Annotated in this window: 13 protein-coding genes; 10 read left to right on the top strand and 3 right to left on the bottom strand. The window is 65.5% G+C overall.

Features of this window, described 5'->3' with window-relative positions; genetic code table 11:
- The first annotated feature begins 33 nt into the window (after positions 1-33).
- Together flhA and HMP06_RS12765 are read left to right on the top strand one after the other, a co-directional pair.
- Positions 34-2085: a flagellar biosynthesis protein FlhA gene (gene flhA, locus HMP06_RS12770; RefSeq protein WP_176498534.1), complete on the top strand. Its 2052-nt coding sequence runs from the start codon at positions 34-36 to the stop codon at positions 2083-2085.
- Positions 2082-2828, top strand: coding sequence for a sigma-70 family RNA polymerase sigma factor (locus HMP06_RS12765; RefSeq protein WP_176497413.1), 747 nt, complete (start codon positions 2082-2084; stop codon positions 2826-2828). The genes flhA and HMP06_RS12765 overlap by 4 nt, the downstream gene beginning before the upstream one ends.
- A 537-nt stretch (positions 2829-3365) precedes the next feature.
- Here HMP06_RS12765 and HMP06_RS12760 read toward each other — a convergent pair.
- A complete protein-coding gene (locus HMP06_RS12760) occupies positions 3366-4688 on the bottom strand; it encodes a NupC/NupG family nucleoside CNT transporter (RefSeq protein ID WP_176497412.1) in 1323 nt (440 codons plus the stop codon).
- Between the two features lie 305 nt (positions 4689-4993).
- Here HMP06_RS12760 and HMP06_RS12755 point away from each other — a divergent pair, with 305 nt between their 5' ends.
- The 6 genes from HMP06_RS12755 (at position 4994) to HMP06_RS12730 (ending at position 9364) form a co-directional block, all read left to right on the top strand.
- Entirely contained in the window at positions 4994-5686 is a 693-nt protein-coding gene (locus tag HMP06_RS12755; protein WP_176497411.1) for a queuosine precursor transporter, read from the top strand.
- Positions 5687-5801: 115 nt separating this feature from the next.
- Complete coding sequence (argB, locus tag HMP06_RS12750; protein WP_176497410.1) at positions 5802-6704, top strand: acetylglutamate kinase; 903 nt, start codon at positions 5802-5804, stop codon at positions 6702-6704.
- Between the two features lie 63 nt (positions 6705-6767).
- Positions 6768-7079: a YggT family protein gene (locus tag HMP06_RS12745; RefSeq protein WP_332103001.1), complete on the top strand. Its 312-nt coding sequence runs from the start codon at positions 6768-6770 to the stop codon at positions 7077-7079.
- A gap of 49 nt (positions 7080-7128) precedes the next feature.
- Positions 7129-8001 carry a bifunctional methylenetetrahydrofolate dehydrogenase/methenyltetrahydrofolate cyclohydrolase FolD gene (folD, locus tag HMP06_RS12740; RefSeq protein ID WP_176497409.1) on the top strand — a complete coding sequence of 291 codons (873 nt, stop codon included), beginning with the start codon at positions 7129-7131 and terminating at the stop codon, positions 7999-8001.
- A gap of 71 nt (positions 8002-8072) precedes the next feature.
- Positions 8073-8747 (top strand): hypothetical protein, encoded by a 675-nt coding sequence (locus HMP06_RS12735; protein ID WP_176497408.1) that lies wholly within the window; start codon positions 8073-8075, stop codon positions 8745-8747.
- Positions 8744-9364, top strand: coding sequence for a MarC family protein (locus HMP06_RS12730; RefSeq protein WP_176497407.1), 621 nt, complete (start codon positions 8744-8746; stop codon positions 9362-9364). The genes HMP06_RS12735 and HMP06_RS12730 overlap by 4 nt, the downstream gene beginning before the upstream one ends.
- Positions 9365-9376: 12 nt before the next feature.
- On the opposite strand, the gene HMP06_RS12725 is transcribed toward HMP06_RS12730, so the two are convergent.
- Positions 9377-11173: an AcrB/AcrD/AcrF family protein gene (locus HMP06_RS12725; RefSeq protein WP_176498532.1), complete on the bottom strand. Its 1797-nt coding sequence runs from the start codon at positions 11171-11173 to the stop codon at positions 9377-9379.
- A gap of 83 nt (positions 11174-11256) precedes the next feature.
- Between HMP06_RS12725 and HMP06_RS12720 the strand changes: the two genes are divergently transcribed.
- A complete protein-coding gene (locus tag HMP06_RS12720) occupies positions 11257-11655 on the top strand; it encodes a GtrA family protein (RefSeq protein WP_232089662.1) in 399 nt (132 codons plus the stop codon).
- A gap of 28 nt (positions 11656-11683) precedes the next feature.
- Complete coding sequence (locus HMP06_RS12715; protein WP_176497406.1) at positions 11684-12421, top strand: class I SAM-dependent methyltransferase; 738 nt, start codon at positions 11684-11686, stop codon at positions 12419-12421.
- Here the strand turns inward: HMP06_RS12715 and HMP06_RS12710 are convergent.
- Positions 12418-13494: a glycosyltransferase family 2 protein gene (locus tag HMP06_RS12710; RefSeq protein WP_176497405.1), complete on the bottom strand. Its 1077-nt coding sequence runs from the start codon at positions 13492-13494 to the stop codon at positions 12418-12420. The genes HMP06_RS12715 and HMP06_RS12710 overlap by 4 nt on opposite strands.
- Positions 13495-13517: the final 23 nt, after the last annotated feature.

Here is a 13517-nt window from a genome sequence, read left to right as displayed (position 1 = left end):
ATTGCTTTGAATTCCGCAAAGGCTGGCGGCGTGTTGCCGCTACTGCGCTCCGCCGCCTTGCCGGTGGCGATCCTGCTGCTGGTCGTGTTGATGGTCGTGCCGATCCCGGCGGCGATGCTCGACGTGTTCTTCATCATGAACATCACGATCAGCCTCGCCGTGCTGATGGTCAGCCTGAATGCGCAGAAGCCGCTCGATTTCTCCGCTTTCCCGACGGTGCTGCTGTTCGCGACGCTGTTTCGCCTCTCGCTCAACGTCGCCTCGACGCGCGTCGTGCTGGTGCATGGGCATGAGGGCGAGGGTGCTGCGGGCCATGTGATCGAGGCGTTCGGCACCTTTCTGATCGGCGGCGATTATGTCGTTGGCCTGTTCGTCTTCGCGATCCTCGTCATCATCAACATGATCGTGGTGACCAAGGGCGCGGGGCGCGTGTCCGAAGTTTCCGCGAGATTTACGCTCGACGCGCTGCCGGGCAAGCAGATGGCGATCGACGCCGATCTCAACGCCGGGCTGATCACCCCTGAGGAAGCCAAGGCACGCCGCATCGAAGTGGCGACCGAGGCCGATTTCTACGGGTCGATGGACGGTTCGTCGAAGTTCGTGAAGGGCGATGCCGTCGCGGGCCTGCTGATCCTGTTCGCCAATATCGTCGGAGGGCTGATCCTTGGCCCCGTCAGCCACGGCATGACGATTGCCGGTGCCGCGCACAATTATGTGCTGCTCGCAATCGGCGATGCGCTCGTTGCGCAGATCCCGTCGCTGATGCTGTCGATCGCCGCCGCCGCAATCGTGACGCGCGTTACCTCGAGCATGGATCTGGCAGGCCAGATCGGCAGCCAGTTCGGCTCGGCGCGGACGTGGACGCCGGTCGCGATCATTCTGGCGCTGCTCGGCGTGATGCCGGGGATGCCGCATCTGGTGATCCTGCCCGCTGCCGCTTTGGCCGGGTTCGCGGCGTGGCGGATGCGGCAGGCGGCACTCCGCCCACCCCCGGTCGTCACGGTCCCGGCCGAAGCGATCGATTATTCGAAGATCGGCTGGGACGAAGTCACCGACACGATGCAGGTGAACCTCGACATCGGGTACGGCCTGGTGCCGCTGGTCGACGAGCGTCGCGGTGCGCCGCTGATGGGGCGGATCACGGGCGTGCGGCGGCAATTGTCGAAGGACATGGGCTTCGTCATCCCGCAAGTGCGCGTGCGCGACGATATCAATTTGCCGCCTTATGCCTATCGCATCCTGGTTGGCGGCGTGGTCGTCGGTGAGGATAGCGTTTCGCCTGATGAGATGCTTGCGCTCGATACCGGCCAAGCGGTCGGCGGGTTGATGGGCAAGCGCGCCAAGGACCCGACCTTCGGGCTCGACGCGGTGTGGATCGCGGCTGGCGATACCGATGCGGCGACGGGGGCGGGCTATCTCGTGGTCGATCCGGGTACGGTGGTGGCGACGCACCTCAACCATCAATTGGGCGTGCATGCCGCCGAGCTGCTCGGCGCGGACGATGTCCAGGCGCTGCTCGATGGCCTCAAGGAGCGTAACCCGCAATTGGTCGCCTCGCTCTCGCCCAACCCGCTGCCGCTGACGACGCTGACGCAAGTGCTGCGCGGGCTACTGGCGGAGAATATTCCGCTCAAGGAATTCCGCCGGATCGCCGCCGCGATCGCGGTCGCCGCGCAGAAGTCGCTCGACGCCGAGGATATCATCGAGGCGATCCGCCCCGATCTCGGCGGGCTGATCATCGGCAAGCTCTGCGGCGTGCGCGAGCCGTTGCGCGTCATGACGCTGGAGGGACAGCTCGAAGGCTTGCTCGGCCAAGCGTTGCGCAACGATCCGTCGCGCCGCCACACGATCGAACCCGATCTCGGCCGCCGCATCGTCGAGGCGCTGCAAAACGCAGCGCAGCCGTTGGTCGATGAGGCCAAGCCGTTCGCGCTCGTCGTCCAGCCGGCGATCCGCCTCGCGATCCGCAAGCTGGTCAAGACCTGCCTGCCCGATTTGCCGGTGATGAGCTTCTTCGAAGTGCCGGAAGACAAATCGGTCGAAGTCGTCGCCGTGATCGGCGCCCCTGGAGCCCTCCCCGCATGACCGCCCAGCCCCATTTCGCCGCCTTCGCCGAAGCTATGCCGCTGACCTATGGCCGCACCGCTGCGCCCGATCTGAACGTGCTTGCCAGGAAGCATTTGCCACTGGTGCGGCGGATCGCGTGGCATGTGCATGGCAGTATGTCCTCGGCGGTCGAGGTCGAGGATCTCGTCCAGATCGGGCTGGTCGCGTTGGTCGAGGCGGCGAACGGGTTCGAGGAGCGCGGCCAAGTGACGTTCGAGCAATATCTCGTCACGCGCGTACGCGGGTCGATGATCGATGCGCTCCGCCGCTCGGCGACGCTGACGCGCGGCGCGATGCAGCGCAAGCGGGTCTATGCGCAGACCGTCGCGGCGCTGGCGGCGGAACTGGGGCGTGCGCCCGATGAGGCGCAAGTGGCGTCGCGGATCGGGGTCAGCCGCGAAAAACTGCGGCTGGAATACGCCAACGCCCAGCCGATGCGCTTCGAGGCGATCGACGAGGTCTATTCCGACGAAGGCCCGTGGTTCGCGAGCGACGAGCCCGATGCGTTCGCGCAATTATCCGAAGGCGAGGAACGCGACACGCTGATCGCGGCGATCGCGTCCTTGCCCGAGCGCGAGGCGCTGGTGATTCAGCTGTATTATGTCGAGGAGTTCAACCTCGAGGAGATTGGCGAAGTGATCGGGGTCGGGGCGGCGCGGGTGTGCCAGATCAAGGCCTCGGCGCATGCGCGGTTGAAGAAGGCGATGTTGCGGCGGGGGTAGGGGGTGGGGGTGCGTTGTTAAGCCAAGCCAATTTCTGGCGTGAGCGATAACGATCAGTCCGTCGTGGTCCACCCGACATAGCAGTCCTCATCGATTAGTCCGATAAGCTTCCGACCATCTTTGCCCGTAAAGCTAACCTTCGCTACATAACCTGTAGGGTCCTCGGGGACTGTGGCGGTGTCAGAAGCGAAGTTTTCCTGCTCCGAGCGAACAGAACGGCTCAGCATGCCACTCTTCTGGTGTCGGGCCAACTGCACCGAAAGCGGATGAGACATACCTTTGCACTCCGTTGATGGGATTAACGGCGAGCACGCCGATCCCACGCCTGCAAGCATCGCGACGATGAGGAACCGGAGGAGTGTCACGAGGCGACCATGCCGCACGCGGCTCATGCCCGCAATTGGACGAGCGCCGACCGTCCCTTACCGTCACCCCGGCCTCGTGCCGGGGTCCACCGTGCAGCAAGCAGTGTGTGAAATTTCAGCGTTGAATGCGCGGCAAGGTGGACCCCGGCACGAGGCCGGGGTGACGAACAAGTCAGCCGATCAACAACCCCGCCAACGCCGCCGACATCAAATTCGCCAACGACCCCGCCGCCAGCGCCTTCAACCCGAGCTTGGCGATCATCGGGCGCTGATTCGGGGCCAGGCTCCCGGTCACCGCCATCTGGATCGCGATCGAGGAGAAATTGGCGAAACCGCACAACGCAAAGGTCACCACCGCGATGGTGTGCTCGCTCAGGCCCTTTTGCGTGCCGAGGCTGATATAGGCGACGAATTCGTTGAGCACGATCTTCTGCCCGAACAGGCCCCCCGCGATCTGCGCTTCGTTCCACGGAATGTTGAGCAGGAACATGATCGGCGCGAACACCGTGCCGAGCAGCCCCTGGAAGCTGAGCGTCGGATAGCCGAACCAGCCGCCGATCCCGCCGAGGATGCCGTTGGCGAGCGCGACCAAAGCGACGAACGCTAGCACCATCGCGCCGACCGCGACGGCGAGCTTCACGCCGGTCTGCGCACCTTGTGCTGCCGCCATGATCAGATTGGCGGGCTTTTCCTCGTCATGGCTGGCTTGCGGCATCGGCTCGCCCGGCGTGCCTTCGGGAAGGAGCGCGGCAGGGCCCGCGCCGCTGATCCGGGTCTCGGCCAGCTTGATCTGCTGTTCAGGATGGTCGCCGAGCGGGAGTTCGCCCTGCGGCACCGGCTCGTCGGGCATCATGATCTTGGCCATCAGGATGCCGGCAGGCGCCGCCATGAAGCTCGCCGCGAGCAGATATTCGATGCGGATCCCCATCGACGCATAGGCCGCGAGGATCGTCCCCGCGACGCCCGCCATGCCGCTGGTCATCACGGTAAAGAGCTGCGCCGGGGTGAGCCCCGCGAGATAAGGCCGGATGACGAGCGGCGATTCGCTTTGCCCGACGAAGATGTTGGCGGCCGCGCACAGTGCCTCGACCTTCGACACGCCGATCACCCATTCGATCGCGCCACCGAGCCAGCGCACGATGAACTGCATGATGCCGAGGTAGTAGAGGATCGACACCAGGCTGGCGAAGAAGATGATCACCGGCAGCGCGGCGATCGCGAAGCTGTTGCCGCCGATCTCGGGTCGCGCGAGCGGGCCGAACAGGAAATCGACGCCGTTATGCGCATAGCCGAGCAGGTTCGACACGCCGCCCGACAGGAATTGCAAGGCCGCGACACCCGCCGGGATTTTCAGCACCAGCACCGCGATGCCGATCTGCAGCGCGAACGCCGCGCCGACCACGCGCAGCCTGATCGCGCGGCGGTTGCTCGACAGCAGGAGGGCGAGGCCGAGAATGACGGCGATGCCGAGGATGCCGATCGAAAAAGAGCCCATGAACTGCGCCACTCGCGTTTGAATCCGCCCACGCGGTCCCCCCGCGCGAAAGCGGGCACCATACAGGGCCGCGCGCTTGGGGCTAGAGCCGATTGATAGGTTGGGGGGATGCCGCCGAACCAACCGCGTCACCCCGGCCTCGTGCCGGGGTCCACCACGCGGCTTGGCACGGCGTCGAACAGCTAGCGTGGCGCGTGCTGCTCGGTGGACCCCGGCACAGGGCCGGGGTGACGGAGGGTAGGGGGGCGACTCAAGCGTCGACGTTGCGATTTGACGCGCGGGCGAAACCGGCTAGCGTTGCCGCGATGGAAACACCTGCCCAAAATGCGACCAGCGGCATCCCGCGCTCGCTCTTCGCTTTCTCGATTTTCTACGGCGGCATGGTCTGTATCGCGGGCGTGCTCGGCAACAAGCAAGTCACGCTGGGGCCGATCTCGGCGCTCGGGCCGGTGGTCGGGCTGGGGCCGCTCGCGGTCGAGGCGGGGATTTTCGCCTTCCTGCTGCTGGTGGTTGTGTCGAGCGCGGTGGCCGAGCTGCACGGGCGAGCCGTTGCCAATACGCTGGTGCGGATCGGGTTCGTGCCGCTGATCGCCTCGATCCTGCTGTCGATCGTCGTGCTCGCCGCCCCCGCCGCGGCCGACATGGAACCGGCGCGGCGCGATGCCTTTGCGCTGATGATGGGCGGTACGCCGCGGATCTGGGCGGGCGGGATCGTCGCCTACGGGATTTCGCAGACGCTCAACGTCACGATCTTCAGCTGGTTACGCCGCGACGGCACTGCGGGCGGCGGCATGCTGTGGCTGCGCGCAGGGCTTGCCAGCGTGCTCAGCCAGATCGTCGATACTTTGTTGTTCGTGACGATCGCGTTTTGGGGCGTGTTCCCGATCGGGCAATTGCTCGCTGGGCAGATGCTGACCAAGGTCGTGTTGTCGGCGCTTCTCGTGCCACCGCTGATCTATCTTGCGGTCGGCATCGGGCGGTGGCTGGATCGGGCTTGAAAATCCCCCTCCCGCTTGCGGGAGGGGCTAGGGGAGGGCATGGCGCTTACAGCCCCTCCCCCAGCCCCTCCCCCAGCCCCTCCCGCAAGCGGGAGGGGAGTAAGAAGATGCTCCCATGACCGACCACAGCCCCGCCCCAGAACTGCTCGCCAAGGCCGAAACGCTCGTCGAGGCGCTGCCCTATATGCAGCGGTACGCCGGCAAGACCTTCGTCGTAAAATATGGCGGGCACGCGATGGGCGATCCCGAACTCGCGCGCGATTTCGCTGAAGACGTAGTGTTGATGAAGGCGGTCGGCATCAACCCGGTGGTGGTGCATGGCGGCGGGCCGCAGATCGGCGCGATGCTCAAGCGCCTCGGCGTCGAATCGCGCTTCATCGATGGTTTGCGCGTCACCGATGCCGAGACCGCGCAGATCGCAGAAATGGTGCTGGCGGGCAGCATCAACAAGGAAATCGTCGGCTGGATCGGGCAGGCGGGCGGCCGCGCGGTCGGCATTTCGGGCAAGGATGCGAACCTGGTCGTCGCGGAAAAGGTCGGTGGGCGGCGCGAGCCCGATCCCAATTCGGGGATCGAGCGGCATGTCGATCTCGGCTTTGTTGGCGATCCGGTTGCGGTCGACCCGTCGATCCTGATCAACCTGGCGCGCGACGGTTTTATTCCGGTGGTGGCGCCGGTCGGACTCGGCGCGGATGGCGCGACCTATAATATCAATGCGGATACGATGGCCGGTGCGATCGCCGCGGCCTTGGGGGCGGAGCGATTGTTCATGTTGACCGACGTGGTGGGCGTGCTCGACAAGAGCGGCGATTTGCTGACCGATCTCGTCCCCGCCGACGTTGCCGCGTTGCGCGCTGACGGTACGATCAGCGGCGGGATGATCCCCAAGCTTGAGACATGCGTCCGCGCAGTCGAGGGCGGGGTTGATGCCGCGGTCATCCTCGACGGGCGCGTGCCGCATGCGATGCTGCTGGAAATCTTTACCAAGCGCGGTGCAGGCACGCTCGTGCGGCGGTAAAGGTGAGCCTTGCAGAGCATCGATCGAGTCGTGTATTAATCTCTTAATCCACTGGAGAGCGTTTTGGCCTCTTTCTTCGTCATGATCCTGAACATCGTCCAGATTTTGCTGGATGTCGCTTGGTGGATCATCTTCGTGCAGTTCATCCTGTCGATCCTGATCTCGTTCAACGTGATCAACACCTATAACGAATTCGTCCGCAGCATCTGGAACGGCCTCAACACCGTCACCGAGCCGATGTACCGGCCGATCCGCCGGATGCTGCCCGATACCGGCACGCTCGATTTCGCGCCCTTGATCGTCTTGATCCTGATCCGGATCTTTAGCGGCGCGGTCTTGCCATGGCTCTACCAAATGGTGTCAAGCGCCGGCTGACGGCGTTGCGGCGGGGTGGCTCGCCACGCTTTGAACCTGGGGAGGCGACATGACGGCCACGATCATCGACGGCAAAGCCTTTGCCGCTGGCCTCCGCGCCCGCGTCGGCGACCGGGTCGCGACCTTCGTCGAACAGGCTGGGCGCGCGCCGGGGCTGGCGGTGGTGCTGGTGGGGGAGGACCCCGCCTCCGCCGTCTATGTCCGCAACAAGGGCCGCGCTACGCGCGAGGCCGGGATGGTCAGCGTCGAGCACCGTTTGCCCGCCGATGTGCCGCAGGATGCGCTGATCGATCTGGTCGACGCGCTCAATGCCGATCCCGCGATCGACGGCATCCTCGTGCAATTGCCGCTCCCCGGCCATATCGATGAGCGCGCGGTGCTGATCCGGATCGACCCGGACAAGGATGTTGACGGTTTCCACCCGGTCAATGCCGGGCGGCTGGCGACCGGAATGGCGGGGTTCGTGCCGTGCACGCCGCTTGGCTGCGTGATGCTGCTCAAGGACCAGCTTGGCGATCTGTCAGGCCTCGACGCGGTGGTGATCGGCCGCTCGAACATCGTCGGCAAGCCGATGGCGCAATTGCTGATCGCCGAAAGCTGCACCGTCACGGTCGCGCATTCGCGCACGCGCGATTTGTCGAGCGTGGTCAAGCGCGCCGATATCGTCGTGGCGGCGGTGGGCCGCGCGCAGATGATCAAGGGCGAGTGGATCAAGCCGGGCGCGACCGTGATCGACGTTGGCATCAACCGCACCGAGGCTGGCCTCGTCGGCGATGTCGATTTTGCGGGCGCGATGGGCGTGGCGAACGCGGTGACGCCGGTTCCCGGGGGCGTCGGCCCGATGACGATCGCGTGCCTGCTGCGCAACACGCTGATCTCGGCGGAGCGGCGCGAGGGCGTCGCGGGCGCGGGAGATTTGTGATTCTCGCTTCGCTGCTCCTTGCCACCGCTTCCCCAGCACCCGTTCGGGCTGAGCCTGTCGAAGCCCCCTTGGTGGCGCGCGCGGACAGCGGCCCTTCGACAAGCTCAGGGCGAACGGAAGAGGGGGCGGGTTCTGCCCTCCCAACCAAAGGCGTTGGGTCAGCCCTCGACGCCGAACGCGCCTTTGCCGCCGATGCGCAGACGCTCGGGCAATGGACCGCCTTCCGCAAATGGGCGGCGAGCGATGCGACGATGTTCGTGCCGCAACCAATCAATGCGCAGACATGGCTGAAGGACCGCACGGACCCGGCCAAGGCGATCGCGTGGTGGCCGACCGCGAGCTATGTCTCGTGCGACGGGTCGATGGCGGTCAATACCGGCGGGTGGCAGCGGCCCGACGGCGCGGTCGGCCATTTCTCTACGGTGTGGCAGCGGCAGCGGGATGGCGGCTGGAAGTGGATCGTCGATAGCGGGGACGCGAGCGAAACGGCGCGGGTTAAATCACGGGCCCGACCAACAACAATGCGCGCCTCCTGCAAGCCCACGAATCTCCCGCCGCCACGCGACGTCTTCATAACGAGTGAAGCGGGGTCTGCCGACGGGTCGTCGAACGACGGCACGCTGATCTGGGGCTGGAATATCGGGCAGAACGGTGGACGCGATTTCCTTGTCGTAACGTGGGAGGGCTCCGCTTGGGGCTACGCCGTCTGGAACCGGATTGCCCCACCCTCGGCATCAAAGCCATGATCGAACTCTATATCTCCTCGCTCATCACCTTTTTCGTGGTGATCGATCCGCCGGGCTGTGCGCCGATCTTTGCCGGGCTGACCAGCGGGGCGAGCGTGGCGCATCGCCGGGCGATGGCGTTGCGCGCGGTGTTGGTTTCCGCCGCGATCCTGTTCGTGTTCGCTTTGTTTGGGGAGGCGCTGCTCAAGGGTCTCGGGATCAGTCTCGCGTCGTTCCGCATCGCGGGCGGGATCATGCTGTTCCTGATCGCGCTCGAAATGGTGTTCGAAAAGCGCACAGAGCGGCGCGAGGACCGCGCCGCCAAGGTCGCCGCCACGCCCGAGGTCGAGGACGTGTCGATCTTCCCGATGGCGATGCCGATGATCGCGGGGCCGGGGTCGATCGCCTCGGTCATGCTGCTGATGAGCCGCAATGAGGGGATCGAACGCTCGCTGGTGGTGCTCGGCGCGCTGGCGACGATCCTGCTGCTGACGTTGGTTGCGCTGCTTGCGGCGGGGCCGATCATGCGCGTGCTGGGGGCGAAGATCGAAGCGGTGATCACGCGGCTGCTCGGCGTGCTGCTCGCGGCGCTGGCGGTGCAGTTCGTGATCGACGGGGTTAAGATCAGCCTCGGCTAAGCTGACTGCAGGCTATTTTATCTGCCAGAGGCGGAGCGGCGACTTCTTCGGCATCGGCAGCGGCTCTAGCCAGTCGAATTCCTTGCGATGCGCGAGCTGGTCGTAAAAGCCACCGGGCGCGCGGGCGCGGTAGATCGTCGATTCGGCCATGTTGGGGCATACCAGCAGCAGCGTCGCGCCGTGGCGCTTGGCGATCGTGCGGAAGTTCTCGGGCGTGCCGGAAAAGGCGTGCTGCACGTCGAGGATCGCGTCGCCATTGCGGTGATACGGGCCTGCCACCGCCTTGTGATGCGTGATCGTGATGATCCGCGGACCCAGATCGACGAAGCTGAAGATCGTCTGCGCCGGATAGCGGTCGAGCGGGCGCAAAGCGCTCATCGTCGGGCACATGCCGCTGGCGCGGTCGACGATCTGGGTGCGCTTGTCGGGGCGGTCGATCGGCAGGAAACGGATCGCGAGGCCGGCGAACAGCCCTGATCCGATCAGCAGGATCACGGCAACCGTGCCGAGTACGCGCACCAGTGCCGAATTCCTGCCCTGGAAATATGGCACCAGCATCCAGCCGAGCGCGACTGCGCCGGGGACCGCGAGCATTTGCGCGGCAGGCCCGGCGCGTGCTTGCCACAGCAGGAGCAGGGCGGCACCGGTGACGAACAGCAAGACCGTCGCCCATGCCAGGCCAAGCGCGGTGCCGCGCGCGCGCCATGTCGCGACCGCCGCCCCGATCACGCCGACGACCGGCAGCACCGCGACGGGGAAAGCGACGCGGAACGGATGCGCGTAGATCGGCCGCGCCTCGCGGATCATGTTGAGCCAGTTCTTCTGCAATTCAGGCGAGGCCTGTTCGGGGCGGCCGAGGCATTGCGGGAAGACGAGCGCAAAACCCACCACGATGACCGCCCCCGCCGCGACCGCGAGCGCGAGCCGGACCCAGCGATTCTGCGGGTTTGCCCAGGCCAGCGCGAAGAGCAGCGCCCCCGCCACGACCATCACGCTCAGCCACACCGGCGTCAGCGCGTCACAGCGCAGGGCCGCATTGGCGTAGGAGGCGAACAGCGCGTAGCCAAGCGCGCTGCCGGCGCCGAGCGTCAGGGCGTAGAGCGTCAGGCGCGGCGCCTCGGCGCGGTCCCATACCCAGCGTAAGCTCAGGATCGCGCCTGCGATCGCGGCGTAGGGCAGCATTTCGAGGCCGATCGAAAGCGACACCGCGCTGGCCAGCCCGACGATCGCGCCGCCACGCATTCCCTTGGGGTCGGACAGGCCTGCAACGGTCAGGCTCAGCATCGCGAGCTGCCAACCGTGATGGTCGATCCGCTCGGGCATATACATCAACATGGTCGCCGTGCAGCACAGCAGCAGGAGGATCGCGAGCGGCCAGGCATAGACGCTCACCAGCCGTCGCACCGTCACCCCGATCGCGAGGAAGGTGATCGCCAGCGGGAGCAAGGGCGCGATGCCGCACGCCAGCATCTCGGCCTCGCGCGCACCCACGAACGGCCGCAGCAGCAAAATCAGGCCGGCGATCGGCAGATCGACGATCCGGCTCCAATGCATGTCGAAACCGCCGGGCGGATTAAGCCGATATTGGCGCAAATCGTACCAGCCTTGCCCGCCGAGCCACGCGCGGACTTGCATCAGCCGCATATTATCGTCGGTGTCGCCAAGCTGCAGGAAATGGATGCCGGTCCAGCGTTGGGCCACGAAATAGACCGCGACGCCGAACCACGCCAGCAGGCTGAGCGAGACCCAGTCGCGCTCCAGCGCCTGCGTGAACCGATTGCGCGCGTGCAAAGTGCTTCCCTCGACCATCATCGCGCTCTACTGGCGCAGGCGTAAAGGGCAAGCGCCCCTCGAGGCAAAACGTGACGGCACTTCACCGACAAATTGAACAAATGCGGGCAAGCGGGATGCTCGGCGAGGTGATCCGCTTCGGCATATCCGGGGTGATCACGACGCTGATCTATATCGCGGTCTATTGGCCGCTGACGCGCTATGTGTTCGAACAGCGACACGCCGTCTATGCCGTCCCGTTCGCCTTCGCCGTGGCGGTGACGGTGGGCTTTTTCCTGCACAGTCGGTGGAGCTTCAAGGGGCACGCAACGCGCGACCCCGATCCGCTCCGCCACGTCAAATTCGTCGGCGTGCAGGCGTCAGGCGTCGCGCTCAACGGGTTGATTACCTGGATCGGGACGGCAAAGCTCGGCTATGCGCCGATGGTGCCGTTGCTACCCGCGGTTGCTTGCGCGACGGTGTTCACCTTCTTCCTCAACCGTCAGTTGGTTTTCAAATAATGGTCCCAAATCTGATGAAGCGCGCCTGATGGACCGCATCGTTTATGATCGCATGGCGGCGCACGATTCGACGCATTGGTGGTACCGTGCGCGGCGCGACATCCTCGCCGATTATCTGACGCGCGAAGGCGGTTTGCCGCAGGATGCGCGTATCCTCGAGATCGGCTGCGGGACGGGGCACAATCTGCCGATGCTCGGGGCCTTCGGCACGGTCGAGGCGATCGAGATCGATCCCGCGGCGCGCGCGATCGCCAGCGAACGGCTCGGTGCGCCAGTCGGCGATGCACCGCTGCCCGAACTGCCGGGGATCGAGCGTGGGGCCTATGACCTGATCGCGGTGCTCGACGTGGTCGAACATATCGAAGATGATGTCGCCGCGCTGAAGGCGATGGGCGAATGCCTGAAACCCGGCGGCAAGATCCTGATCGCTGTCCCCGCGCACCAATGGCTGTGGAGCGCGCACGACGTCGTCAATCACCACCACCGGCGTTATTCGAAGGCGACGCTCGCCGCGGCGATCGGCCAGGCGGGGCTCACGCATAATGGCTTGCGCTGGTTCAACTCTTTGCTGTTTCCGCTGGCCGCCGCGACGCGGATCGCCGGGCGGTTGCGCGGCAAGGACGATAGCGACGATTCACCCCCGCCGGCCGTGCTCAACGCGCTGTTCGAGCGGATCTTTCGGCTGGAACGTCACCTCGTCGGCAGGGTACCGCTCACCCCCGGTGTTTCGATCGTGACGCTCGCTTCGGTCCGGAAAGCGACCTAGTTTTCCGTTTGTGCTGAGCTTGTCGAAGCACTGCTTTCCTCCTGCGCCGTCGGATGTGCGGAGAGCAGCCCTTCGACAGGCTCAGGGCGAACGGTTGGTATAGGTTCGGCGCGATATCCCAGCGTCGCGCGCCCTTGCACCGGCCCGACTACGTCTGCGACCAGATAGAGCGGGCGGCGCTTCGATTCGACGTAGAGCCGCCCGAGATATTCGCCGATCATGCCGAGCACGAACATTTGCGCCGCGCTCAGCACCACCACGACGAGCATGGTCGAGGTCCACCCCTGCACTGGCGCGCCTTCGAAAAAGCCCCAGGCGATGTAGAAGAGCAACAAAAGCGACGCCCCGGCGAGCAGCACCGAGGCATGGCTGGCGAAACGCAACGGTGCGGTCGAAAAGCCGGTGACGGCGTCGAGCGCGAGCCCGATCATCTTTCCCAGCGGATAATTGGTCTCACCCGCATGGCGCTCGGCGCGGTCATACGGGAAGGGGACTTGACGAAAGCCGACCCAGGCGACCATCCCGCGGATGAAGCGCGCCTGTTCGGGCATCGCCAGGAACGCATCGAGCGCCCGCCGGCTCATCAGCCGGAAATCGCCGGTGTCGAGCGGGATCGCGGTATCGGTGACGCGATCGAGCAAGCGATAGAAAGCGGCAGCGGTGGCTTTCTTGAACAAGGTCTCGCCCTCACGCGAGCGGCGCACGGCATAGATCACGTCGGCCTGAGCTGCAGTCATCGCTGCGCGCATGTCGCCCAGCAATTCGGGCGGATCCTGCAGATCGGCATCGATGATCAGGATTTGCGCGCCCGAACACAGATCGAGTCCGGCGGTCAGCGCCAATTGATGGCCGTGGTTGCGCGACAGATTGATGACGACCAGCCGCGGGTCGGCGGCGGCGAGGCGTTGCATCACCGGCCAGCTGTCATCCTTCGATCCGTCGTTGATGAACAGGATCTCGTAATCCTCGCCCACCGCCGCCCGCGCCGCCGCTGACACGCGGGCGTGCAGCAGGTCGAGGCAGGCGGCCTCATTGTAACAGGGGATGACGACGGAGAGGGCTGGGCGGGTCATTGCGCGGGCATAGCGAATCCGTC

It is taken from the genome of Sphingomonas sp. HMP6, from assembly GCF_013374095.1.
Lineage (GTDB): Bacteria > Pseudomonadota > Alphaproteobacteria > Sphingomonadales > Sphingomonadaceae > Sphingomonas.
The sequence above is the reverse complement of the archived record's forward strand: the minus strand, read 5'-3'. Positions and strand labels throughout refer to the sequence as shown.

Bases quoted from the DNA above. Each gene is read 5' to 3' on its own strand.
- HMP06_RS12720 (WP_232089662.1), top strand. From the start codon at position 11,257: ATGCGGGCAAGCGGGATGCTCGGCGAGGTGATCCGCTTCGGCATATCC.
- HMP06_RS12755 (WP_176497411.1), top strand. From the start codon at position 4,994: ATGGAAACACCTGCCCAAAATGCGACCAGCGGCATCCCGCGCTCGCTC.
- HMP06_RS12760 (WP_176497412.1), bottom strand. From the start codon at position 4,688: ATGGGCTCTTTTTCGATCGGCATCCTCGGCATCGCCGTCATTCTCGGC.
- HMP06_RS12710 (WP_176497405.1), bottom strand. From the start codon at position 13,494: ATGACCCGCCCAGCCCTCTCCGTCGTCATCCCCTGTTACAATGAGGCC.
- HMP06_RS12715 (WP_176497406.1), top strand. From the start codon at position 11,684: ATGGACCGCATCGTTTATGATCGCATGGCGGCGCACGATTCGACGCAT.
- folD (WP_176497409.1), top strand. From the start codon at position 7,129: ATGACGGCCACGATCATCGACGGCAAAGCCTTTGCCGCTGGCCTCCGC.
- HMP06_RS12730 (WP_176497407.1), top strand. From the start codon at position 8,744: ATGATCGAACTCTATATCTCCTCGCTCATCACCTTTTTCGTGGTGATC.
- HMP06_RS12725 (WP_176498532.1), bottom strand. From the start codon at position 11,173: ATGGTCGAGGGAAGCACTTTGCACGCGCGCAATCGGTTCACGCAGGCG.
- HMP06_RS12765 (WP_176497413.1), top strand. From the start codon at position 2,082: ATGACCGCCCAGCCCCATTTCGCCGCCTTCGCCGAAGCTATGCCGCTG.
- argB (WP_176497410.1), top strand. From the start codon at position 5,802: ATGACCGACCACAGCCCCGCCCCAGAACTGCTCGCCAAGGCCGAAACG.